Origin of the sequence: Saccharopolyspora hattusasensis (assembly GCF_050972075.1) — a bacterium.
Lineage (GTDB): Bacteria > Actinomycetota > Actinomycetes > Mycobacteriales > Pseudonocardiaceae > Saccharopolyspora > Saccharopolyspora hattusasensis.
This window is the reverse complement of sequence record NZ_JBPCDC010000001.1, coordinates 7,158,466-7,180,977: the sequence shown is the minus strand read 5'-3', so window position 1 is coordinate 7,180,977 and position 22,512 is coordinate 7,158,466. Positions and strand designations below refer to the sequence as shown.

At 66.3% G+C, this 22,512-nt stretch carries 20 protein-coding genes; 5 read left to right on the top strand and 15 right to left on the bottom strand.

Annotation, left to right across the window (positions count from 1 at the left end; genetic code table 11):
* Positions 1–30: 30 nt before the first annotated feature.
* The 4 genes from ACRXBZ_RS34450 to ACRXBZ_RS34435 are packed head-to-tail and all read right to left on the bottom strand — an operon-like array spanning position 31 to position 5,324.
* On the bottom strand, positions 31–1,230 hold the full coding sequence (locus tag ACRXBZ_RS34450; protein ID WP_433882625.1) for an acyl-CoA dehydrogenase family protein: 1,200 nt from the start codon (positions 1,228–1,230) through the stop codon (positions 31–33).
* 3 nt (positions 1,231–1,233) lie between these two features.
* Entirely contained in the window at positions 1,234–2,424 is a 1,191-nt protein-coding gene (locus ACRXBZ_RS34445) for a CaiB/BaiF CoA transferase family protein (protein WP_433882624.1), read from the bottom strand.
* On the bottom strand, positions 2,421–3,851 hold the full coding sequence (locus ACRXBZ_RS34440) for an aldehyde dehydrogenase family protein (protein WP_168588284.1): 1,431 nt from the start codon (positions 3,849–3,851) through the stop codon (positions 2,421–2,423). The genes ACRXBZ_RS34445 and ACRXBZ_RS34440 overlap by 4 nt, the downstream gene beginning before the upstream one ends.
* A 27-nt stretch (positions 3,852–3,878) precedes the next feature.
* Entirely contained in the window at positions 3,879–5,324 is a 1,446-nt protein-coding gene (locus ACRXBZ_RS34435; protein WP_433882623.1) for a CoA transferase, read from the bottom strand.
* Positions 5,325–6,276: 952 nt separating this feature from the next.
* On the opposite strand from ACRXBZ_RS34435, the gene istA reads away from it, so the two are divergent.
* From istA to ACRXBZ_RS34420, 3 genes are all read left to right on the top strand, one after another.
* The gene (gene istA / locus ACRXBZ_RS34430) at positions 6,277–7,749 is read left to right on the top strand and encodes an IS21 family transposase (protein ID WP_433883877.1); all 1,473 of its coding nucleotides are present in this window, start codon (positions 6,277–6,279) and stop codon (positions 7,747–7,749) included.
* On the top strand, positions 7,746–8,519 hold the full coding sequence (istB, locus tag ACRXBZ_RS34425) for an IS21-like element helper ATPase IstB (RefSeq protein ID WP_433879554.1): 774 nt from the start codon (positions 7,746–7,748) through the stop codon (positions 8,517–8,519). The genes istA and istB overlap by 4 nt, the downstream gene beginning before the upstream one ends.
* A gap of 163 nt (positions 8,520–8,682) precedes the next feature.
* Positions 8,683–11,031, top strand: a complete 2,349-nt coding sequence (locus ACRXBZ_RS34420; protein WP_433882622.1) for an ATP-binding protein — start codon at positions 8,683–8,685, stop codon at positions 11,029–11,031.
* A 358-nt stretch (positions 11,032–11,389) separates the two neighbouring features.
* Here ACRXBZ_RS34420 and ACRXBZ_RS34415 read toward each other — a convergent pair whose 3' ends face one another.
* Positions 11,390–11,521, bottom strand: coding sequence for a hypothetical protein (locus tag ACRXBZ_RS34415; RefSeq protein ID WP_433882621.1), 132 nt, complete (start codon positions 11,519–11,521; stop codon positions 11,390–11,392).
* A 30-nt stretch (positions 11,522–11,551) separates the two neighbouring features.
* Between ACRXBZ_RS34415 and ACRXBZ_RS34410 the strand changes: the two genes are divergently transcribed.
* Positions 11,552–11,749 (top strand): hypothetical protein, encoded by a 198-nt coding sequence (locus ACRXBZ_RS34410; RefSeq protein WP_433882620.1) that lies wholly within the window; start codon positions 11,552–11,554, stop codon positions 11,747–11,749.
* A gap of 48 nt (positions 11,750–11,797) precedes the next feature.
* On the opposite strand, the gene ACRXBZ_RS34405 is transcribed toward ACRXBZ_RS34410, so the two are convergent.
* The 4 genes from ACRXBZ_RS34405 to ACRXBZ_RS34390 form a co-directional block, all read right to left on the bottom strand.
* Complete coding sequence (locus tag ACRXBZ_RS34405; protein WP_433882619.1) at positions 11,798–12,193, bottom strand: aldolase/citrate lyase family protein; 396 nt, start codon at positions 12,191–12,193, stop codon at positions 11,798–11,800.
* Positions 12,097–12,969 (bottom strand): HTD2 family dehydratase, encoded by an 873-nt coding sequence (locus ACRXBZ_RS34400; RefSeq protein ID WP_433882618.1) that lies wholly within the window; start codon positions 12,967–12,969, stop codon positions 12,097–12,099. Before ACRXBZ_RS34400 ends, ACRXBZ_RS34405 begins: the two co-directional genes overlap by 97 nt.
* A 170-nt stretch (positions 12,970–13,139) precedes the next feature.
* Positions 13,140–14,132 carry a LysR family transcriptional regulator gene (locus ACRXBZ_RS34395; RefSeq protein WP_433882617.1) on the bottom strand — a complete coding sequence of 331 codons (993 nt, stop codon included), beginning with the start codon at positions 14,130–14,132 and terminating at the stop codon, positions 13,140–13,142.
* A gap of 189 nt (positions 14,133–14,321) precedes the next feature.
* On the bottom strand, positions 14,322–14,642 hold the full coding sequence (locus tag ACRXBZ_RS34390) for a hypothetical protein (RefSeq protein ID WP_433882616.1): 321 nt from the start codon (positions 14,640–14,642) through the stop codon (positions 14,322–14,324).
* Between the two features lie 206 nt (positions 14,643–14,848).
* On the opposite strand from ACRXBZ_RS34390, the gene ACRXBZ_RS34385 reads away from it, so the two are divergent.
* The gene (locus ACRXBZ_RS34385; protein ID WP_433882615.1) at positions 14,849–15,094 is read left to right on the top strand and encodes a DUF7144 family membrane protein; all 246 of its coding nucleotides are present in this window, start codon (positions 14,849–14,851) and stop codon (positions 15,092–15,094) included.
* A 22-nt stretch (positions 15,095–15,116) separates the two neighbouring features.
* Here the strand turns inward: ACRXBZ_RS34385 and ACRXBZ_RS34380 are convergent, their stop codons facing one another.
* The 6 genes from ACRXBZ_RS34380 to ACRXBZ_RS34355 are packed head-to-tail and all read right to left on the bottom strand — an operon-like array spanning position 15,117 to position 22,500.
* Positions 15,117–16,187: an ABC transporter substrate-binding protein gene (locus tag ACRXBZ_RS34380; protein ID WP_433882614.1), complete on the bottom strand. Its 1,071-nt coding sequence runs from the start codon at positions 16,185–16,187 to the stop codon at positions 15,117–15,119.
* A gap of 5 nt (positions 16,188–16,192) precedes the next feature.
* Positions 16,193–17,284, bottom strand: coding sequence for an ABC transporter ATP-binding protein (locus ACRXBZ_RS34375; protein WP_433882613.1), 1,092 nt, complete (start codon positions 17,282–17,284; stop codon positions 16,193–16,195).
* Positions 17,281–19,059: an ABC transporter permease subunit gene (locus ACRXBZ_RS34370; protein ID WP_433882612.1), complete on the bottom strand. Its 1,779-nt coding sequence runs from the start codon at positions 19,057–19,059 to the stop codon at positions 17,281–17,283. Before ACRXBZ_RS34370 ends, ACRXBZ_RS34375 begins: the two co-directional genes overlap by 4 nt.
* Complete coding sequence (locus ACRXBZ_RS34365) at positions 19,056–20,660, bottom strand: amidohydrolase (RefSeq protein ID WP_433882611.1); 1,605 nt, start codon at positions 20,658–20,660, stop codon at positions 19,056–19,058. Before ACRXBZ_RS34365 ends, ACRXBZ_RS34370 begins: the two co-directional genes overlap by 4 nt.
* A 14-nt stretch (positions 20,661–20,674) precedes the next feature.
* Positions 20,675–22,123 (bottom strand): aldehyde dehydrogenase family protein, encoded by a 1,449-nt coding sequence (locus ACRXBZ_RS34360; RefSeq protein ID WP_433882610.1) that lies wholly within the window; start codon positions 22,121–22,123, stop codon positions 20,675–20,677.
* A complete protein-coding gene (locus tag ACRXBZ_RS34355) occupies positions 22,120–22,500 on the bottom strand; it encodes a cupin domain-containing protein (RefSeq protein ID WP_168587471.1) in 381 nt (126 codons plus the stop codon). The genes ACRXBZ_RS34360 and ACRXBZ_RS34355 overlap by 4 nt, the downstream gene beginning before the upstream one ends.
* Between the last annotated feature and the right edge of the window lie 12 nt (positions 22,501–22,512).

Below are 22,512 nucleotides of genomic sequence, written 5' to 3'. Positions count from 1 at the left end.
CGTCTGGAGCGGGAGTGTGCGGGCCGCGCATCACACGTTGAGTTTGTAGTCTTCGAGAACCCGCCGGCCGATGATCATCCGCTGGATGTCCGCGGTTCCCTCGCCGATGAGCAGCATCGGCGCCTCCCGATAGAGCCGTTCGATCTCGTACTCCTTCGAGAATCCGTACCCGCCGTGGATCCGGAACGAATCCTCCACAACCTGCGCGCAGTATTCGGAGGCGAGATACTTCGCCATTCCGGATTCCAGATCATTACGCCGCCCCGAGTCCTTTTTGCGCGCGGCGCGCACCATCATCTGATGCGCCGCTTCGACCTTCGTCGCCATCTCGGCAAGCCGGAACAGCACGGCCTGATGCCCGGCGATCGCCTTGCCGAAGGTTTCCCGTTGCTGGGCATAAACGACGCCGAGTTCAAAAGCCCGCAAGGCCACGCCGCAGCCGCGCGCGGCTACGTTCACGCGACCAACCTCGACCCCGTCCATCATCTGGTAAAAGCCTCGGCCCGGCAGGCCTCCCAGGATCTGGCCTGCACTGATCCGGTGGCCGTCGAACACCAGCTCAGTGGTGTCCACGCCCTTGTAACCCATCTTCTCGATCTTGCCCGGCACCGTGAGCCCCTGAGCGGTCTCGCCGAAACCTGCTTCCTTGTCGACCAGGAACGTCGTCATGTTCTGGTAAACCCTGTCCGAGCCCTCGTCGGTCCGCACGAGGACGGCGACCAGGTTGGCTGAGCCGCCGTTGGTCAGCCACATCTTCTGGCCATTGATCGTGTAGTCGCCGTCGTCGTCCTTGACCGCCTTGGTCCTGATCGCGCTGACATCGGAACCACAGCCGGGCTCGGACATCGAGAAGGCCCCCCGCACCTCTCCGGTGGCCATGCGCGGCAGATACTTTCGTTTCTGCTCCTCGGTGCCGTGCTGGAGCAGCATGTAGGCGACGATGAAGTGGGTGTTGATGATGCCGCTGACGCTCATCCAGCCGCGGGCGATCTCTTCCACACACAACGCGTAGGTCAGCAAGGATTCCCCGAGGCCGCCGTATTCCTCGGGGATCATCAGGCCGAACAGGCCGAGCTCCTTGAGGCCGTCGACGATTTTCGCCGGGTATTCGTCGTGGTGTTCGAGCTCGTTGGCGACTGGAAGGATCTCCTGCTCCACGAACGACCGCACGGTCTTGAGGATCTCTTGCTGGACGTCGGTGAGTCCGTCGGTCTCACAGAGGTGGCCCATGGTTCAGCTCTTCCTTCCGTTGCTGCCTGCCGAATCGACGGACAGACCACCGATGACCTTGTCGTTGTGTTCGCCCAGCCGAGGGGGCGCCAGCCGGACTACAGGGGCGATTCCGTCGAACTTCCACGGGGTGTTGACGACCCGGGCCTCGCCCACATCGTCGCGGTGGAAATGAAGGACCATCTGGCGCTCGTGCGTGTCAGGGTCTTCCAGCACGCTTCCGATGTCCAGGACAGGTCCGACGGGCACCCCGACCGCTTCGAGCTCGGCGATGGCCCGTTCGGTGCTCATGCGGGTGAGTGCCGCGTCGACCTCACGCAGAAGCTCGTGCTTGTGAGCCAGCCTCAGCGGGTTGGTGCGGAACCGCGCGTCCTCGGCCAGGCCGGGCTGTCCGAGCGCCTCGCACATCCGCTCGAATTGGGAGTCGTTGCCGACGCACATGTTGATGAAGCCATCGCCCGTGCGGAACATGCCATAGGGAGCGATCGTGGAATGACCGTTGTGGTCGGATTCCGGCGCGACACCGGTTTTGAGGAACCGGGCCGCGTGGTGCGTCAGCATGGAGACGAGGCTGTCCTGCATCGCGATGTCGATTGCGCGGCCGAGTCCGGTGCGTGAACGTTCGAACAGCGCACTGACGACGGCGGTAGCGGCGAACATGCCAGACGCGATGTCGGCGACCGGCACGCCCCACTTCGTCGGCTCACCCGGGCGGCCCGTCATCCGCATGACGCCGCTGGTGCCCTGCACAATCTGGTCGTAGCCGGACCGGGTTCCCTGGCCCTGCCCGAAACCACTGATGGAGCAATAGACCAACGCGGCGTGTGCGGCGCGTAGGGACGCGGCACCCAATCCCAGTCGGTCAGCCGTACCTGGTCGCCAGTTTTCGACTACGACGTCCGCGGTGCCGATCAGCTCGCGCGCCCGCCTGCGGTCCCCTTCGTCTTTGAGGTCGAGTGCGACGCTGTACTTGTTGCGGTTGACCGACATGAAGTACGCCGCATCGTTTCCCACAAATGGCGGCCCCCAATGACGCGCATCGTCACCACGATACGGACTTTCGACCTTGATCACCTCAGCACCGAGATCAGCAAGCATCAGCGTGCAGTACGGGCCGGACAGCGCCTGGGTGAAGTCGATGACCCGGACCCCCGCGAGCAGGTTCAGCCCCTCGGTATGTGCGAACCCTGTCATCGGGTCACCTTCGTCACGATGGTCTTCGTCTGGCAAAAGCCCTCGAGCGCTTCGAAGCCTTTCTCCCGGCCGTAGCCGGATTTTCCGAAACCGCCGAAGGTGTATTCCACTCCTCCACCCCCGCCGTAGGTGTTCAGGTAGACCTGGCCCGCCCGGATCTCCTCCGCCATCACGTGGGCCACATCGAGATTTTTCGTCCACACTGCGGCGATCAGTCCGTACTGGGTGCCGTTCGCCAGCTGGATGGCCTCATCGACGGACCCGAACGACATCGCGGCCACCACGGGGCCGAACACCTCCTCCTGGGCGATCTCCTGTGCGGGATCGACGTCGGCGAATACCGTCGGTGGAAAGTAGAAGCCACCCTCGGGCAGTTCGACCTGCCCAGGACCGCCGAGCTGCCGGGCGCCGGAGTCGGCTGCCCGCTGCACCATCTGCGTCACCCGGTCGCGCTGCTTGGCAGAGATCAGCGGCCCGAGGTCGAGATCCTGCGGTCCGGGCCCGATACGGACGCCGCGCAACGCCTCACCGATCCGCGAGAGGACCTCATCGCGCACCTCCTCATGCACCAGCAGTCGCGAACCGGCCGAGCAGGTCTGTCCGGCGTTTTGGAGAATCGACTTGACGATCGCGGGAATGGCGGTGTCGAGGTCGGCGTCGGGAAATACGATGTTCGGCGATTTCCCACCGAGCTCGAGCACGACTGGAATTACGTTGTCCGCCGCCGCGTGCGCGACCGTCGCACCGACCGGCACCGACCCGGTGAAGGACAGGTGGTCGATGCCAGCGTGTCCCGCCAGCGCCGCGCCGGCCTGTGCCCCCAGGCCCGGCACCACATTGAGAACACCGGCCGGCAGGCCGGCTTCGAGTGCGGTGCGGGCGACTTTGAGCACCGACAGCGGCGCCTCTTCCGCAGGCTTCACGACGGCGCAGTTGCCGACCGCGATCGCGGGGGCGATCGTGCGGCAACCAATCTGGAGCGGATAGTTCCAGGGAATGATGTGCCCTGTCACTCCGAATGGAACATGCCGGGTATAAGCGATGAAGTCACCGTTGGGCGGCAAGCTGTGCCCGAAGAAGGCCTCCATCGTGTTGGCGTAATACTCGAAGTAGCGGGCCGCGACATCGGTATCGGCGCGCGCTTGCGCCAATGGCTTGCCGGTGTCCTGGCTCTCCAGCAACGCGAACTCTCCGCGGTCGCGCCGGATGAGCTCACCGATACGACGAAGGATCGTCGAGCGCTCGCTGTAGGGCGTATGCGCCCATTCACGGCTCGCCGCACGGGCGGCCGCGACCGCAGCGTCCACGTGTTCAGCCGTCCCGCGGAGGGTGCGGTCCAGCAGCGTTCCCGCCGACGGGTCAACGACGTCGAGCGTCTCCGGGCCTTCCACCAGCTTGCCGTCGATAACGGCCGCCTGTGCCGGCATCTGTCTCCTCCTGAAGGGGCCGAGGCGCTAGGACACGCCGTGGGAATCCGCGTGCGCGGACGAGGGGCCGCGGACTGTGCCGGCCGCGACCAGTTGACGAACTCGTTCCCGAGACATTCGCAGCTCCCGGGACAGGATTTCTTCGGTGTGCTGCCCGAGAATGGGTGCCGGCCTGGGCGGCTTCGGAGACGCCGCGAAGGTCAGGGGCGAACCGGGCGCCAGATGAGGCCCGACGCCAGGCTGGTCGATGACCGACATCAAGGGGTTGCCTCCCTCCGCCGTCTGAAGAGCCGAAACCGTCTCGGCGAAGGTGCGATACGGCGCCCACACCAGCGAGCTGCCCTCGAGCAACTCACACACCTCAGGCTGCCGGCGCGCGGCGAACCATCGCTGGAACAGCCCAGCCAGAACCTCGCGATACTCGAAACGGTCACCCTCGCGCGAGAAGTCCACCCCGAGGCTCTCCTCCAGCGCCTGCACGGGGTACTCCAGGCCGGTAATCCGCAGAAGGTCCTGCCAGTGCCGCCGGGTCAGCGCCACGATCATCAGCCGCTGACCATCGGCGCAGGTGAAATCACGCGCGAAGCCGCCGTAGAGGTGGTTCCCGATACGCTGCCGCTCCACGTTGTTGACCTGGGCCTCGGCTAGGAATCCCAGGTTTCCCGCCATCGCCAGCGCGACATCGGCAAGTGCCACCCGAACCTGGTCGCCCTCGCCGGTCAGTTCTCGCCGCCTCGCCGCAGCAGCCACGCCGAGTGCCGCGTACAAACCACACGCGATGTCCCAGGCAGGCAGCACGTGGTTCACCGGATCGGCTAGCCCAACTGGACCGGTCACCATCGGAAACCCGACTTCCGCATTGACGGTGTAATCCACCGCGGCCAAACCGTCGCTTCGTCCGTCGACCTGCACATAGATCAGATCGCGACACGACTCGCGCAAAGCGTCATACGACATCCAGGAGCGTCCCCCAGCGTTCGTCAGGACGACCGCAGAGCCGGGAGGAGACGCCGAGACCAGGTCACGGACGATCGAGCGGCCCTCGTCGGAGCGCATGTCGACCATCATCGATCGCTTTGACTTGTTGAGGCCCGCCCAATAGAGACTGGTGCCGTCCCTGCTCACGGGCCACCGGTCACGGTCTGCCGCACCACCGATCGGATCGATCCGCACGACCTCAGCGCCCAGTTGCGCCAGCGTCATCCCACCGAGCGGAGCCGCGACGAACGAGGAGATCTCGATGACGCGCAGCCCAACCAAGGGACCGGTAACTCCCATGTCTCCTCCAGCTCCGACGCAAGCCGGACAATCACCGTTTATGTACGGCCATTTGTCTATCATGTCGGGCCAATTTGTGGCAAGATGCGCCATGTGATCCAGCAGATCCCCTGCACCGATCAGCACGCGTCCGCCAGCGCCACCCGAGCACGCGACGCGCCGAAGTGCCCGGTCACCGCAGTCGCGGGCGGACACTCGCGGCCGCAGACCGATGTCGATCACCGCAATGGACAAACGGCCTCACAAGCCGTCGAGCGCGCGGGGGCCGTAGAGCCCAAGGGTGAGGCATGGCACGCCGGCTCTTCCGGCGAGAACGTCATCCGAAGCCTGGTGACACTGCGGGACGGCATCCAGTGGTTCTCGCCGAACTTCGCATCGCTACAGTCTGTGTCTTGTGTACGTCACCAGAACCCTGGTTCAGCTGCCGGTGCCGGACCGGGCGCTCCAGTGACGACGGTTCTCTCGCCGAAGAGCAGGTCTCCGCGGTCAGCTGGCTCGCGATCGTCATGAACGCGTGAAACCGAGTCGCAATCAGCAGCCACTATCCCGTCGCGCCCTGAAGTCGCCGCGCTGCCGGCGCTGCCCGACCATGCCCGTGCCTCGTGTTGCCGACCGGCGAGGCAGCGCACCGCCCCGCTCTTACTCGGACTTCGTCGATGACTACCCCACCCGGGGCAGGCTGCGCGCGTCGGCACCGCGGGCAATGCGATTGCGTCGTCGAATGCCCGATACTACCGACCAGTACGAGGCAGAGCGCACTTCCGACCTAACCTCGGTCTTTCGCGCGGTATCTCGTTGATGTTGTTGCTGGTACTGTTGATCTCGTTTTGGGTGATTCGGTAGGCGGGCATGGTTGGCCCGCCGACTTGCTTCTGTCGGCCGCTCCAGTGTCTTTCGGGTCGTAGGGGCAGAGGGTTCGGGTTAGGTGAACGCGGCGCGTGTCAGCGGACACGGAAAAATCTGGGTGGGTGGACAGTTTGGTCCGGATCGGCGGACATGAGATTTCCGGGTGTGCGGACGTGTGATCTCCGGGACACGCCTGAGCAGTAATGCGGGGAGGGATCCCTCCGGCGGGGTTGGCTCTGATTGCTGATCAATGCCGACGTCGTCCTGGAGGGATCCCGTGACCAAGTCTGACAGGGAGATCATGGAGATTTTGGAAGCGTTCGACCTCACCCGCTGCGCGCACTCCGCTGCCCAGTTGGCTGGGGTGGATGAGAAGACCGTGACGCGTTACGTCGCGATCCGCGATGCCGGGCGGGATCCGCTGGTGCGAACTCGCCGGGCTCGCTCGATCGACCCGTTTGTGGGCAAGCTCGAGGAGCTGGTGGAGGCATCCCAGGGCAGGGTGCGCGCGGATGTGGTGCACCAGCGTCTGGTGGCGATGGGGTTCACCGGCACCGACCGCTCCACGCGGCGTGCGGTGGCCGAGGCGAAAGCGGCGTTTCGGGCCGGGCACCGGCGCAAGTACCGGCCGTGGGTGCCCGAGCCGGGCATGTGGTGCCAGTTCGACTGGGGCGAAGGCCCGCGGGTCGGTGGCCGCCGTACTCAGTTGTTCTGCGCGTGGCTGTCGTGGTCACGATACCGGGTGGTGCTGCCGGTGTGGGACCAGACTCTGGGCACCCTGGTGTCCTGTGTGGACATGATGCTCCGCAGGATCGGTGGCGCACCAACCTATCTGCTCACCGACAATCCGAGGACGGTGACGATTGACAGGGTGGCCGGGGTACCGGTGCGGCATCCCGACATCGTCGCCGCGGGCCGGCACTACGGCTGCAAGGTCGAGACATGCGAGCCGTTCGACCCGGAGTCCAAAGGCGGCTCAGAACACACGGTGAAGATCGCTAAAGCGGACCTGGTGCCCACGACGGCGAACCTGCTGCCGGACTACTCCTCGTTCACCGAACTCGCGGATGCGTGCTTTGAGTGGTGTGAACGCGTCAACGCCCGCCCGCACCGGGAGACCGGGACGGCACCGGTGCAGCGGCTGGCGGCCGAACGGCAGCATTTGCATGTCCTACCCGCCGAACCACACGCGATCGCGCTGGGCGAGGAACGTCTGGTGGACACCGATCAGACGATCCGGTTCGGGTCGGTGCGCTACTCCACCCCGGACGGATATCAGGGCAGCAAGGTATGGGTCCGGGTGACCGGCGACGAGCTGGTCATCACCGGCCGGAGCCCGGCCGGGCCGGCCGAGATCGCCCGGCACGAGCTGTCCACCCCGGGCAACCCGCGCATCGCCGACGCCCACTACCCGCACCATCCGGGCGGGAACCTGCCCCGCACGCCCAAGGTGCGCGCCCGCACCCCGGAAGAGGTCGCGTTCCTCGCTGTGGGCGAAGGGGCCAGACGCTGGCTGGTCGAGGCGGCTGCGACCGGCGTGACCCGCATCCGCGCCAAGATGGCCCGGGCGGTCGAGCTCGCCGCCCTGCTCGGCACCGACCGCGTCGACGAGGCGCTGGGGCTGGCCGCGATCGCCGGCAGGTTCGCCGAGGACGACCTCGCCTCGATCTGTGACCACATCACCGCCCGCGGACCGGCCGAGACGGTCATCCGGGCCGACGAGAACCACTCGGTCCAGCCCGGCACCCGGGGGTGGGAGGTGTTCGGCGCATGAGCAGCCCCAAAGCACCCGCCATCCCCGACGAGCTGGATCGTATCCTGCGCCGGATGCGGCTGCCCTACCTGCGCAAAGCCGCACCCGACGTGCTCGCCACCGCCCGCGCCCAGCGCTGGGATCCCGCTGAAGTCCTGCGTGTCCTGCTCGACGAAGAAGTCACCGGGCGAGCCTCGGCCACCCGCAGGCAACGCCGCAAGACCGCGAACTTCCCCACCGGCAAGACGTTCTCCTCCTGGCGGCCCGAGAAATCCTCGATTCCCGAGGCCACCCAGAACGCCCTGTCCACTCTGGAATGGGTTGGCAGGCAAGAGAATCTTGCGGTCGCGGGACCTTCCGGCACGGGCAAGAGCCACTTCGTCGAGGCCCTGGCACACGCGGCCATCGAAAACGACATGCGCGTCGCGTGGTTCACCCTGGAAACCCTGACCACCGCGGTCGGCAAAGCCAAAGTCGACGGCACCATAGCGCGCGCCATCAGCAAGATCTGCGGCTGCGACCTCATCGTCATCGACGACATCGGCATGCTGCCCACCGGGCAAGACGCCGCCGAAGCGTTCTACCGGATCACCGACGCCGCCTACGAACGCCGCTCCATCGCAGTCACCAGCAACATCCACCCCAGCGGCTTCGACTCGATCCTGCCCAAAACCCTCGCCACCGCGACAGTCGACCGGCTACTGCACCACGCACACCTCGTCACCACCAAGGGCGACTCCCACCGACTCGCCGAAGCACTCGCCGGCAAGGGGGTGATCCCGTTGAACTGACCACCCCCCGGAGAACCGCTGTCCATCAACCCGGAACACCGATGTCCACCACCCCGGGGGCCAACTGTCCACCCATCCGGACTACCAAACGTCCGTTGACAGCGCGGATCATCAAGAGCGATGCCGGTTAATGTTGTCTATCAGCGTGGCCATTGGTGCTCACGTGACCGGCACGAGCTCGTTGACCCATTCTATGCTGGGATTTGTGGCTGCACCGAGGGCGGTGACTGGCTCTGTCGGCAACTTGCCGGCTGAGCTGACGAGCTTTGTCGGCCGGCGGGTGGAACAAGCGGAGATCAGGCGGTTGCTGTCGAGGGCGCGACTGGTGACACTGACCGGTTTCGGCGGGGTTGGCAAAACACGGCTGGCCTTGCGCGCTGCGACGGAGTTACGCCGGGCGTTCCCAGACGGGGTGTGGTTTGCCGACCTTTCGACGCTCAGTGATCCCGTTCTCGTTCCCGACACGGTCGCCAGCGCATTGAAGCTGCACCCGCAGTCACCACGCGGGGCCATCGGCGTTCTGACGGAGTTCCTTGCGCCGCGTCACGCGCTGCTGGTGTTGGACAGCTGCGAGCACCTGCTGGATCCGTGCGCTGAACTGGCAGGCTCGGTGCTGCAGTGCGCTCCGAACCTGCGCATCCTCGCGACGAGCCGACAGTCATTGAACACCGCCGGAGAGCAGATCCTTCCGGTGATGCCGTTGCCGGTCCCAGACAAGCTGCACCCTCGCGACGCACAGTTAGAGGATTCATCGGTCAACTTGTTTCTCGACCGTGCCATGGCCGTAGTGCCTGACTTCCGGCTAACCGACGACAACATGGACAAGGTGCTCGGGCTCTGCCGGCAACTCGAGGGCGTACCGCTTGCCCTGGAGCTCGCCGCCGTCCAGTTACGCGGAATGTCTCTTACTGAGGTTCTGGAGAAGCTGTCCGGTCGCTTCCCATCACTTACGGGGAATCGGGTAGCCGCAGATCGGCAACACAGTTTACGGGAGTGCATCGAGTGGAGTTACGAGCTGTGCACACCGGCAGAACGCGACCTTTGGGCGCAGGCGGCGGTCTTCGCTGGCGGTTTCGAACTCGACGCCATCGAATCTATCGCGACGGCAACCGCCCACGACAGCGAGCCTGAGCTTGCCAGCGTCCTTTTTTCGCTGGTTGATAAGTCCATTCTGATCCGCGAGGAGCAAGATGGTAAGACGCGCTATCGCATGCTGGAGATCATCCGCCAATACGGACAGCAGCGGTTGCGCGATTCCGGACAATGGATAACCGCGCGCCGTCGCCACCGCGACTTCTATGCCGACTTTGTTGACCAGGCGCAGGCAGGGTGGGGCAATATACGCGAGAGCGACTGGTTCGCTCGACTGCGCCGTGAACATGCTAACCTGCAAGCGGCGTTGGAGTTCTGCGCGACCGAACCTGGCGAGGCAGTTATCGGTCTGCGCATGGCGGCTGGCTTACGTCACCACTGGATGACACGAGGGCTGGTCCGTGAAGGACGCCATTGGATCACACGTCTCCGCACGCAAAAGCCATCGGACACCCACGCCACAATCCTGGCCATCAACACCGCTGTCTGGCTGGCCACCTTGCAAGGCGACCTCACCATTGCGGCCTCGTTACTAGATGAAGGCCGTGCACTGGCCCACCAGTTCGGTGAGCCAGCCGAGGCGTTCATCCGTCAGGCCTCCGGTTTCCGGGCTTTGTTCGCCAATGACCTGCCCCGCGCAGCCAACGATTTCGAAAAGGCACTTGCAACTTTCGAGACCGTAGGAAATTCCAGCGAACAGGTCTATACACTGTTTCTGCTTGCGCTTGTGCATACCTTTGCGGGCGATGTCGAACGTGCGCCGACCCGCTATCACGAATGTTTAGCGCTCGATCCCCCGGACGAAATTCTGATCCGCGCCAAGTGCCTGAGCTGGTTAGCCGTCCTCCACACAGCGGACATCCAAGGGGACCTCAAGATGGAACAGGAAAGCCTGCGGCTGAAATGGTCGATCGACGACCACTTTGGCATAGCCATCTCGATCGATGCCATGGCATGGATCACTTCCTGGAACAATCCGCGGCGCGCAGCCGCCCTGCTTGGGGCCGCCGTCACACGCTTTGATGAGATGGGCATCCCCATCAGCTCGCTACCCGGTCTGTTCACCCGCCACCAGGAGTGCGAGACACGCCTGCGACAGACGCTGGCCGATACCTTCGCGGATGCCTACACCCAGGGCGCCAGCCTGCAGCGTGACACCGCGATTCAATATGCCTTGGCGGAAGAGCCCCACGCACAGCCTGCACCCGACTCGGCCCGATCATCTTTCGATCTTCTCACACCCCGCGAGTCTGAGGTAGCCGCGTTGGTCTCCCAGGGTTTGTCCAATAAGGACATCGCGAAGATGCTCGTTATCTCCCAACGCACGGCGGAATCCCATGTCCAGCACATCCTTACCAAGCTCAGCTTCGCCTCCCGCGCCCAGATCGCAACCTGGATCACGGAACGGCGCAGGAAATAGCCGTGAGGGCTTCAAGACATGTCGGCCGCAGCGTGTAATCAATGCCTCGCTGACGGTCCGCTACGGCATCCTCCCCCATTAACCGCAGCCACCGTCCGCCGCGTCCTGCGAGCCGCCGGGTTCCGTCCCGGACAACGTCGACAGACGGCGCGCCGCGAATGGACCACGTTCCTCAAAGCCCAGGCAAACGGTCTTCTCGCCACTGACTTCTTTCAAATCGACGCGGCTGTACGCCCTGTTCGTCATGGAGGTCCGCACCCGCACCGTTCACATCCTCGGCGTCACCGCCCCACCGCCGCCTGGGCCACTCAACACGCCCGGCAGCTGCTGTGGCAACTCGGCGACCGTGCCGCCACATTCAGTACCTCATCCGCGACCGCGACGCGAAGTTCACCGCCGCCTTCGACACAATCATCGCCAGCGAAGGCAGCACCGTCGCGAAGATCCCGCCGCGCAGCCCCAACTGCAACCCGCACGCGGAACGATTCATACGCTCCGTTCGCGAGGAGTGCACCAACGGATGCTGATCTTCGACAGGGGCCACGCGGAGAAGAACCTCCAGGAATACGCCTGCCACTTCAACACCCATAGGCCCACCAGTGCCAGCGACCAACGGGCACCCCTCGACAACCCGAACGTCATACCGCCGCCGACAGCTCGGATCGAACGCCTACAAACCGTGGCAGGACTCATCAACGAGTACCGCCAAGCAGCCTGACTGCCCGACGAAACCCCAGCTCACAGCCAGCGAACCCTTCTTGAAGCACTACGCCCAATGACGTCTGCCTTGGGCGCCATGATCGGACCCCCATGGCGGACCGCGGTCGCGAGATCGTCCTCGAACCAGGGAGTCCCCGGGCGGGTTGATCCGGACGGCGGCCTTGTTCCCGTGCTCGAGCCACTCGCCGACGTGGCCTCGGGCGCGGTCTTTGTCCTCACCGGCGACGGCGTCTTCGAGGTCGATGATGACCACGTCGGCACCGGAGTGGAGGGCCTTGGCGAACCGGTCAGGCCGGTGGCCGGGTACGAACAGGAAGCTGCGGGCTGAAGCGATCCGCTCTCGAGTCAGGGGCAGGCGAACATCACCTCCGCGGTGGCGTGCCGTGCCTCGCGGTGGGTCGCGACATGCAGGTCCACACCTTCTTCCACCGGTGTTCCGCACGCCGCCAGTTGCTCGCCCGCGAACACGGGGCTGCGTAGCCTGAACGACAGGGAACGCACCTGCTGGGATGCGTTGCGGCGCACGAGTTCCATCATCAGCACTGCCAGCAGCGGGCCGTGCACGACCAGGCCTGGATAGCCTTCCTCTCCCCGCACGTATGGGGTGTCGTAGTGGATGCGGTGTGCGTTCGCGGTGAGGGCGCTGAAGCGGAACAGCAGCGTCGAATCGGGCTGAGCGCCGAGATGCCACGCCCCGTCGGGCTGCGGTGCGACGGTGGTGTCCAGCGATGCGGGGTGCTCCGCCGCGCTGCGACCCGACCGGTAGACGATGTCCAGTTCCTCGATCAGACACGTGCGGCCGTGCTGGCGGAATTCGTTGTGTTGGGTGACGAACACCATCTCACCGGTCCTGCCGCGCTTGACGGCCACGTTCTTCAGGCTGGCGATGCGCTCGGCCGGCGTGCCGAGCCGCAGCGGGTCGAGAATCTCGCAGCGGCCACCGGCGAACATCCGCTGCCGGTCCGGGATGGGTGGCAGGAAGTGTCCGCCGCTCGGGTGGCCGTCGGCGCCAAGCTCGTGCTGCCTCGGCCAGTGCAGGAAGTAGACCCAGTGCCACAGCGGCGGCAGCGGGTCACCGAACTCCGCGACGAGTTCGGGTTGGTCCAGCAACGCCGACATCGCCGTGGCGGGACCGGCCGGCATCGGGTCCTCATCGGTGACCGGAGCCGGAGTCCACCCTTCCACATACTTGTCGAGCGTGTCCGCGGTGTTGTGCATGCGCTTTCCGTCCGGGATGCGTTACTCGGTTCGTGGCACACATCATGTGCACTGATGAGGTCCGCAGAACAATAGAAAGTCCTGATGGCATCATGCATTGGCGGCATCGGTGCCGAAAACCGGAACAGTCAGCGCGCGTTTCCTGGCGGGCTGGATTCAGCGCAACCGGATCATTCGTCCCCCGCAGCGCCACTGTTGGCCTGCCACTCGGCTGAAGGCCAACGACCGTCCCGCACGGCCAGGCGGACCTGCCGGGTGATCTCGCGGGCCACCACCTCCACGGCAGGTGGTGTGCGCCCACTTCGCTGCGTTCCGAGGACGATCGAGCGCCGCACGTCGGGCTCGCACAGCGGCGCAGCGCTGAGCGAACCGCGGGCGACGTCCTCGGCGATGCCCACCCCAGGCAGGATGGTCCAGCCATAGCCGGCCAGGACGAGTTGCTTCTGCACCCGCATGGAGTTCGTCTGCACGACCACGTCCATGTCGACACCGGCTCGCGCAGCGGCCGAGTCGATCAGCGACCGCAGGGCGTGACCGGCCGTCGGCATGACAAGTGGATGCCCGGCGGCCTCGGAGAACGAAATGGGCTGCTCGGGCCGCAGCCCGTCGGCCGCCTGCGCGACCGCCCACAGGCGCTCCCCCACCAACCGGTGCGCGTTCAGCGACGGGGTGCTGGCCAGGTTGTACATCAGGGTCACGTCCAGATCACCGTCGTCGAGCCACTGCTGCAGATATCCCGAGTACGCAGTCATCAACCGCAACTCGATTCCGGGTTGCTCCCGCGCTATGGCGGACACCAGCGGTTCGGCGAGCAGGTCGGTCGCGCTTTCGAGCAGACCGACGGTTACCACCCCCGTCACCACACCCGGTGTCGGCTGCACCTCGGCCCGAGCCCGTTCGAGTTCGTTCAGAGCCCGCCGTGCACGGTCGACCATCACCGCCCCGGCCTCAGTGGGCCGCATGCCCTGACGGATCCGCTCGAACAGGACGACGCCCAACTCCTGCTCCAGCGTGCGGATCTGCCGGGTGACCGCAGGCTGGACCAGGTGGAGCAGTTCAGCTGCCCGGGTGACGCTGCCCGCCTCGGCGACTGTCACGAGCGCCTTGAGCTGCTTGATGTCCACCGCATCCTCCCCACCATCCGCGACCGGCACAGGAGCCATCCGAATTTTGCTATTTTCGGAACGCGGCTATTAAAGCTCATGATGCTAAGTGAGGCATGGAACGCCGGGAAGAGGCGACCTGCTTCTCACCGCACTCACCCGGGCGGACGGCTACCTGCAGCTCACCCTGGACAGGATCCTGGCCCGCTCAACTGACGCCGACTCAGCGCTGGGATCCCTGGTCGAGACCTACGCGTCGTTCGCCTGGGAGAACCCGGGCCTGGTCGGCGCGAGTGCCATCTCGCCGTGGAGGACGGACCGCGGGAACGGGCGGAAGGGGCCCGAAACGATCGTGCGCTCGGTCGCTGGTAGCAGCGCGTTGTGGATCACGCCGATGCCGCTCTGGATGTCGTCGAGCCGATGGCCCGGGGAGCCGCCCCACGGCACGGTCGGGCTCAGGTAGCCGACGCCCGTCCAGCAGTTGATCGAGATGGTCCCGTAGCGCAGCGCGGCCAACGCCTCATTCACCCCTGCGATCAGTCCGATGTCCTCGGCCAACTCCCGCAACATCCCCACCCAGCATGCGACACCACACCACGCCCATCGGCGCTGACCCTGACCGGCTTCGACCCCTTGCTACCCTTCACCCGCGAAGTGCCTTCCCGTTCGGCGGACCGGACACTCAACAAGCCCCAGTTTCCCTTACAAGGCAGGCACTTCGCCCTACTTCCGACCCATGTCACACCAACCCGCGCGAAACAGCTGGGCTAACGCACGTGAATAACGCTCTAAGAACCACTGTCCGGAGGATCCGGAGCACCTCAGCCGGCATCTTCCTGTTCAACGGCGCCGCCTGGGCGCGGGTCGTGGCCGTGGTGCTGGCGGCACTGAACGCCTTGGCGCAGCTGGCTTTCCTGTCCGTATACCCGGTGTGGTGCATGGTCATCATCGCCGTCGACCTGGTCGTCATCTGGGCCGTCATCGTCCACGGTAGGGAGCTCCAGCGTCAGGACGCGTGGTGACTCCGTGCACGTGGCCTGCGGCTCAGGAGGTGAGCCAGCCCTGGAACTTGGTGGACACGGTCTTGTAGTTGTCCGCCCACCAGGACGCGTTGAGGTAGAAGCTGGTGCCCACGGTTTCGGCGGTGCCCGGCAGGTCTTTCGCGTCGGCCGCCGGGATTTGGGCGAGGGCGGCCTTAGACGTGGGCGTGTAGCCGAGGGTGCGTATGATCCGCAGCTGTGTCTCCGGTTCGAGTGAATACTGGACCGCCTTCATCGCGGCGTCGCGGCTGGCACCGCCGCGGAGCACCACCAGTTGTTCCACGTCGACCATCGCCTGGTTCCACGTGTATTCCAGTTTGACCCCGCTTTTGATGATCGTCTTCACGCGCGACAAGTTCAGGTCCGCGGTGACCAGTTCGCCGGTGGACACGGCGTTGGTGAGCGAGTTGTTGTCCAGGAACACCGCGTTCGGTTTGATCCGGTCAAGGCTGCGGAAGGCCCGGTCGACGTCGAGCGGGTAGAGACGGTCCATCGCCACGCCGTCCGCCAGTAGCGCGATTTCCAGGGTGAACCACGGCAGTCGCTGGAAACCGCGCTTGCCAGGGAACTTCCGCACGTCCCAGACGTCGGCCCACGAGTTCATTTGGCCGGACACCATCGAGGCGTTCCAGAAGATGTTGTGACTGAACTGGTAGTACGGAATGCTGTACTCGGTGATCAGGCTGGGGTTGACCACGTCCTCGTGGGTCACCACGGTCCGGTCGAGCTTCTCCAGCGCGCCGCTGGCGCGCAGCTGGGCGAGCGCGGGGCCTTGCGCGTCAGCGATGTCGTCCTGTGAACGGCCCGCGGTGGCCAGCGAAATCAGTTTCGTGACGTCGTTGGCGTCCGCGGTGTACTTGACGCCGATCCCTGTCGACTGGGTAAAGGGGTCGAACATCGCTGACTTGATACCGTCCTGGTAGGAACCGCCGTACCCGGCGTAGACCAGCTCGCTCGACGCGCCGCCGCCACCACCACCGCAGGCGGACAGGAAACCGGCGCCGAGCACCGTGCCGGAGGCCATAGCACCCAGGCGCAGGAAGTGTCGGCGCCCGATCGGCTCGTGTGTGGTCATTTCCGTTACTCCTTCTCCGACCTAGGCATGACACGAATTGACCCGGCTGGCAGCTCAACGCCGACGCGCCGGCCGGGTTCCCAGACCGTGTGACTCCCGTTGTGGCTGACCGAGCACCGGAGCCTCCCGGCTCCGGGCACGTCAACCTCGTACTGGCTGGTACCGCCGAGATAGACGGCCTCGTGGACGACACCGGAGAACGTTGCCGGCCGGTCGCTGATCTGGATTCGCTCCGGCCGAATCAGCACGACGCCGTCCGCGCCCTCGGCCAGCCCGTGGGCCGGCACGGAAAGCACGACGTCTCCCACGCTGACGTGACCGTCGTCCACGATCCGGGCGGGGATCGTGTTGTTGTCGCCGAGGAAGTCGGCGACGAAGATCGACACCGGGGTCTCGTACAGTTCCGCGGGTGTGCCGACCTGTTCGATCCGGCCCTGGCGCATGATCGCGACGCGGTCTGACATGGACATGGCCTCGTCCTGGTCGTGCGTCACGTAGACCACCGTCAGCCCGAGTTCCCGTTGCAGGCTCCGGATTTGCAGCTGTAGCTGCATGCGCAGCTTGCGATCCAGTGCGCCCAGCGGTTCGTCCATCAGCAACACCGGTGGGTTGAACACGACCGCGCGAGCGACCGCGACGCGTTGCTGCTGACCGCCCGAAAGCTGACCTGGATAACTGTCCGCCCACTGTTCCAGCCGGACCAGCTTAAGCGCTTCGCTGACCCGGCGGGCGATCTCCGGACGCCGCAGCCGCCGCATCTCCAGCGGAAAAGCCAGGTTCTGGAACACGGTCAGATGCGGGAACAGCGCGTAGTTCTGGAACACCATGCCGATGTCGCGATGGGTCGGCGGGACGTTCGCGACGTCCCGGCCGTCGATGAGCACGCCGCCACCGGACGGTTGCACGAACCCGGCGAGCATCATCAGCGTCGTTGTCTTGCCGCAGCCCGACGGGCCGAGCAGGGTGAAGAACTCGCCCGCCGGAATGTCCAGGTCGATCCCGTCGACCGCCCGTGCGCCGGCGTACTCCTTGGTCAGCCCGCGCAGGCTCACTGAGCCGCGCCGGGCCGTCGTCGCTCTGGTGACCGCGCTCGTCATTTCTTCCTGCCCTTCCGGGAGCCCAAAGCGGCCAGCAGGGGCGCCAGTCCGACGCCGGCCCCGGCCAGCGCCATGATCACGACCGCGGCCGCGGCGATCGTCGGGTCGCTCTGGATCGTCAGCGAGTCATACATCTGAACCGGTAGCGTGCTGACCCGCACGCCGCTGAGGAAGATCGCTATTGACGTCTCGTCGAACGAGGCGATGAACGCGAGGAACAGGGCGACCACAATGGACTGTCGCAGCAGCGGCACCAGGACCCGGGTCAGCCGCTTCCACGGCCGGGCGCCGAGGCTCGCCGCGGCCTGTTCGAGTTTCGGGTCGAGTTTGCGCGCGCTCGCCAGCACGACGATGAACGCGAACGGGATGGCAAGCGCGGTGTGGGCGAGAATCAGTCCGGTGCGGCTGTCGGTGAGATACAGCGGGAGGAACGCGACGAACATCGCCGCCGCCGCGACCACCGTGGGAAACAGCAGCGGTACCAGCATGAGCGTGTTGGTCAGCCCGCCGAGTCTGCTCAGGCCGCTGCGCGCCACGCCGAGGGCGGCCAGCGTGCCCAGCGTGGTGGCGAGCACAGCGGCCACGGCCGCGACCTGAAGCGACGTGACGATCGGTTCACTCCACGCCGCGTCGGCGAGGTTGCGGTACCACTGGAGCGACCAGCCGGGCGGCGGCACCACCATCGCGCGCGACGACGACAGCGACACCGGGATCGCGATGAACTGGGGCAGCAGGAGCAGCAGCCCGACCACGAGGCTGTACGCCTTGAGCAGCCAGCCCGCGCGCGAGATCCCGCTGGTGTCGAGCGGCCGGACCAGCACGGCCAGCATCCGCGTGAGCACGCCCGCCGAGGTCCGGCCGGGAACGGTGGCGCCGGACTGGGCCGCGTTCCGCGGCGCCGCAAGGGTTTCCAGAGAACCGCCGAAGCGCCATTTGTACAGCGCCACGACACCCAGCACACACAGCGCGAGGAGGGTGGCGGCGGCCGCGGCGAAACCGTAGTCCGCTCGCTGCGCGATCGCCGCCTGGAGCGTCACGCCGAGCATCGCGCCGGAGTTGCCGCCGAGGATGGCCGGGATCACGAACGCGCCTACGCCGTAGACGAAGCACAGCACGACCCCGGCTTCGATCCCCGGTTTGGTCTGCGGCAGGTAGATCCGTATGAACGCCGTGGCGGGCGCGGCGCCGAGGCTCTGCGCGGCGGGCACGAGGTTCGCCGGGACATGCCGCATCACGCTGGTCAGCGGCAGGATCATCAGCGGGAGCATGTAGTGCGTCAGCCCGACCGCGACGGCGAACGGGCTGAACAGCAGGTCGTGCGTGCCCAGGCCGAGCACCTCGGTCAGCTTGTTCACCAGTCCCTGGCGGCCGAGAATCACCTGCCAGGCGAAGCTGCGCACCAGTACACTCGTGACGTACGGGGTGATCACGCAGAACATCAGGAACTTCCGCCACCCCGGCCCGGCGGTGACCATGACGTGCGCCAGCGGGTACCCGAGCAGCAGGCTCAGCGCGGTGGCCATCGCGGAGATCCCGATGGTGCGCAGGATCGTCCAGACATACCCGAAGTTCTCGAACACCGCACCGTAGTTGTGCAGACCGACAGTGGGGTCGGTGAAGCTCCTGACCAGCAGCACGGCGAGCGGCACGACGTACACGACCACGATGAACAGGGCTGCCGGGACGCACAGCCACAGCGAGCTCCCGCGCAGCGTTCGGCCGAGGCCCGGCTTCGTGGCGAGCGGGACCTCCGGCAGTGCGGCCCGGGTGGTCATCGCGAGTAGACCTTCCGGCCGCCCAGCCACGTCGCCTCGACGGTGATCGCACCCAGGTCCGGCGCGGTCAACGGGTCCGCCCCGGTGACGACGAAGTCGGCGTGCTTGCCGATTTCGATCGAGCCGATCTCGTTCTCGCGGCCGAGTGAGTAGGCCGCCCATCGGGTGTACATCGCGATCGCCTCGTCGACCGTGATTGCCTCCTGCGGGTCGAGCACCGCCCCGTCCTGGCTGCGGCGCGAGATCGCGGCCTGCATCGCGGGGAACGGGTGATGCTGGTCGGGGGTGATGCCGATGGCGTCGGAGTTGCCCGGGACGGGCAGGCCCGCGTCGATCAATGTGCGGAACGGCATCACCGGGCCGATCCGATCCCGCCCGAGGTGCTTGACGTAGCCGGGCGCGGTAGTGAGCAGGAACGCCGGCTGTGGCACCGGGACGATCCCGGCCCGGGCGAGTCGCTTGACCCGCTCGCTTGTCATGAACATGTTGCCGGCATGCTCGATCCGGTGCCGCAGCACGCCGTGCCGGGCTTCGGGCAGCGCTTCAACGGCGTCGATCGCCTGGTCGAGCGCGCGGTCGCCGATGGCGTGCATGGCGATCTGCAGGTCGGCGTCGTCGACGATGCGGACGATCTCGCGGACCTCCTCGTCGGTGAAGGCCAGTTCGCCACGATAGCCGGGCTGACCGGGGTAGTCGTCGTGGAGCGCGGCCGCGCCCGCGGTGAGCCCACCGTCGAGGAAGATCTTGACGCCGTTGAGCCGCAGGCGTGCCGGATCGGCCGTGGCGAAGTGCGCGCCGAGCCGGCCCGATGTAATGTCCTCTTTGGACAGTATGGTGGGCAGCTTCGGATAGACGGCGGTGCGGAGCAGGAGATCGTCTTCGAGCGTGAGCAGCGCGTCGAGGCCCTCGGTGTGCAGCAGGATGTCGCCCAGCGCGGTGACGCCGACGCTGAGATACCGCTGCTGTGCCCGCTTGATGCCGTCGATGAGAGCTCCGAGGGGCGGCTGGGGTCCGCCGAGAGCGGCGAACATGTCGTAGGTGCGCCCGGTCGCGGTGCCGTCCGTGTCCCGCTCGATCCGGCCGCCTGGCGCGTCCGGGGTGTGGTCGTCAACGCCGAGCACGCGCAGCCCTCGGGAGTTGAAGACGTTTAGGTGGTAGCTGGCGCGGTACATGACCGGATGGTTCACGCTGACCTGGTCGAGGTCGTGCCGGTCGGGATACCGTCCTTCGGTGAGTTTGAGGTGCTGGTAGTGCTCGCCCTGCCCGAGCACCCACTCCCCGGCGGGGGTCTTGTTCGCCTTGTCCCGCAACACGTCCACGATCGCTGCAACCGAGGAAACTCGGCCGGCGCGGCAGTCCTCCGCGATCTCCCACGCGTACGCGAGCAGTTCCAGGTGTGAGTGGGCGTCGATGAGTCCAGGTAGGACAGTAGCGCCGTGGAGATCGACGATCTCGGGGTCGCCGGGCACGCGTAGCACGCTCTCCCGGTCGCCGACCGAGACCACGACGCCGTCGCAGAAGCGGAAGGAGTCCGCGATCGTGCGCCGGTCGTCCATTGTGACCACCCGCGCATTGACTACGCATACATCGTTGTCGGGCAAGGTGTTCTCCTCAGCTATCCTAAGTGGACCGTTTTGAGTTCGAGGAACTCCTCGACTCCGGCCCGGCCGCGCTCGCGACCGAGCCCGCTTGCCTTGGCCCCGCCGAAGGGCAGTTGCGGTTCGCTGATCAGCGCGCGGTTCACCGCGACCGAGCCGACCACCAGCCGGCGTGCGACGGCGAGCGCCCGCTGGCGGTCACGCGTGAAGACGTACCCGGCGAGGCCGTATTCGGTCGCGTTCGCCAGCCGGACGGCATCCTCTTCGTCCCGGCAACGGACGACAGCCAGCGCGGGCCCGAACATCTCCTCCCTGAACACCGCGGGCGGAGCGTCCCCGGGGGCGGCGATCAAGGCAGGCTCGAGGAACGCGCTCACGGCGTTCTCGCTTGACCGCCGACCGCCGGTGACCAGCTTGCCGCCTTGGCCGACGGCGGCGGCGAGCTGGTCTTCGAGCCGCTTGACGGCGGCCAGGTCGATCAGCGGTCCGAGGTTCGTGCCTGCCTCGCGTGGGTCACCCACGCGCAGGGTTTCCGTGTGCTCGCGGAGCTTTTCGACCAGGGTGTCGAAGACCGGCTCGACGGCGTAGACGCGGTTGGCGGCCATGCAAGCCTGGCCCGCGTTGAGGAACCTCGCCCGCACGAGCTGGGCGGCGGTGAGGTCGAGGTCGGCGTCCGCCAGCACCACAGCGGGCGAGTTCCCCCCGAGTTCGAGCAGGACCCGTTTGATCGTACCGGCCGCGGCCCGCATGATCCGTTCGCCGACCATGCGGGAGCCGGTGAAACTCACGCACGCGATCTCGGGCGCGCTCAGCAGCACGTCACCGACCTGCTCGGGTCGGCTGGCGGTCACGACGTTCCAGACCCCGGCAGGCAGCCCGGCCCGCTCGAACACCCCGGCGAGAGCGAGTGCGGTCAACGGGGTCTGTTCCGCGGGCTTGTGCACCACGGTGCATCCGGCGGCGATGGCGGCGCCGACCTTGCACGCCACCAGGAATGCCGGGAAATTCCACGGTGTGATGGCAGCGACGACCCCGACCGGTTCGCGTAGCACGGCCGCGTCGCGATCGCCGGTGATCCCCGGCCAGTACTCACCGTGCAGCCGCAGGGTTTCGTGGCTGAACCATTCGAAGAAACGGATCGTGTTGGCCGCCTCGCCGCGGGCCTCGGCGAGCGGTTTGCCGGTCTCTGCGCAGATCAGCTCCGCGAGCTCGTCGGCCACCTCGCGCAATGCGTTCACGCAGCGCCGCAGCACCTCGAACCGTTCCCAGCCCGGCATCGACGCCCAGCTGGGCAATGCGTCCGACGCCGCGAAGATCGCGGTCTCGATGTCCACAGTGGATGATTCAGTGACTCGGGCGAGGTGTTCGCCGGTCGCGGGTTCGAACACGTCGAAACAGTCGCCATCGGGTGCGCTGCCCACGAGACGCTCGACGGCGGCACGGCTGGGGGGCGTGGTGGTACTCATGGCAACCGGTACTCCTCGTCCGCGACACCCGGTCCCCACTGGACGTCTCCGAAGTGGACGGCGAGCTGGATCAGCTGGCTGTCCGGCGCGGCACCGTGCCAGTGCTCCACGCCGGGCTCGGTCCAGCACACGTCGCCAGGACCGAGCGTCGCCGTTTCCCCGTCACGCTCCTGAATCCAACCCTGCCCGGCGATCGTGTACAGCAACTGCCCACCCTGGTGCCGGTGCCAGTGCGTGCGGGAGCCGGGCGCGAAATACATGGTAAGTGCGCGGGTTCCGGCCTCGTTGAGCACGATGTCCGACCAGACCTGGCCGGTGGTCGTCGACGACCGCAGCCCGGTTTCCCTGCCCTGCGGGATGCCGCGTCCGATGTGCATGTCGCTTGTCTC

Coding starts and splice junctions, on each gene's coding strand:
- ACRXBZ_RS34415 (WP_433882621.1), bottom strand. CDS start 11,521: ATGAATCGTTCCGCGTGCGGGTTGCAGTTGGGGCTGCGCGGCGGGATC.
- ACRXBZ_RS34370 (WP_433882612.1), bottom strand. CDS start 19,059: ATGACCACCCGGGCCGCACTGCCGGAGGTCCCGCTCGCCACGAAGCCG.
- ACRXBZ_RS34410 (WP_433882620.1), top strand. CDS start 11,552: ATGCTGATCTTCGACAGGGGCCACGCGGAGAAGAACCTCCAGGAATAC.
- ACRXBZ_RS34450 (WP_433882625.1), bottom strand. CDS start 1,230: ATGGGCCACCTCTGTGAGACCGACGGACTCACCGACGTCCAGCAAGAG.
- ACRXBZ_RS34440 (WP_168588284.1), bottom strand. CDS start 3,851: ATGCCGGCACAGGCGGCCGTTATCGACGGCAAGCTGGTGGAAGGCCCG.
- ACRXBZ_RS34395 (WP_433882617.1), bottom strand. CDS start 14,132: ATGGCTCCTGTGCCGGTCGCGGATGGTGGGGAGGATGCGGTGGACATC.
- ACRXBZ_RS34390 (WP_433882616.1), bottom strand. CDS start 14,642: ATGTTGCGGGAGTTGGCCGAGGACATCGGACTGATCGCAGGGGTGAAT.
- ACRXBZ_RS34360 (WP_433882610.1), bottom strand. CDS start 22,123: ATGAGTACCACCACGCCCCCCAGCCGTGCCGCCGTCGAGCGTCTCGTG.
- istB (WP_433879554.1), top strand. CDS start 7,746: ATGAGCAGCCCCAAAGCACCCGCCATCCCCGACGAGCTGGATCGTATC.
- ACRXBZ_RS34375 (WP_433882613.1), bottom strand. CDS start 17,284: ATGACGAGCGCGGTCACCAGAGCGACGACGGCCCGGCGCGGCTCAGTG.
- ACRXBZ_RS34380 (WP_433882614.1), bottom strand. CDS start 16,187: ATGACCACACACGAGCCGATCGGGCGCCGACACTTCCTGCGCCTGGGT.
- istA (WP_433883877.1), top strand. CDS start 6,277: ATGGAGATTTTGGAAGCGTTCGACCTCACCCGCTGCGCGCACTCCGCT.
- ACRXBZ_RS34445 (WP_433882624.1), bottom strand. CDS start 2,424: ATGACAGGGTTCGCACATACCGAGGGGCTGAACCTGCTCGCGGGGGTC.
- ACRXBZ_RS34400 (WP_433882618.1), bottom strand. CDS start 12,969: ATGCACAACACCGCGGACACGCTCGACAAGTATGTGGAAGGGTGGACT.
- ACRXBZ_RS34355 (WP_168587471.1), bottom strand. CDS start 22,500: ATGCACATCGGACGCGGCATCCCGCAGGGCAGGGAAACCGGGCTGCGG.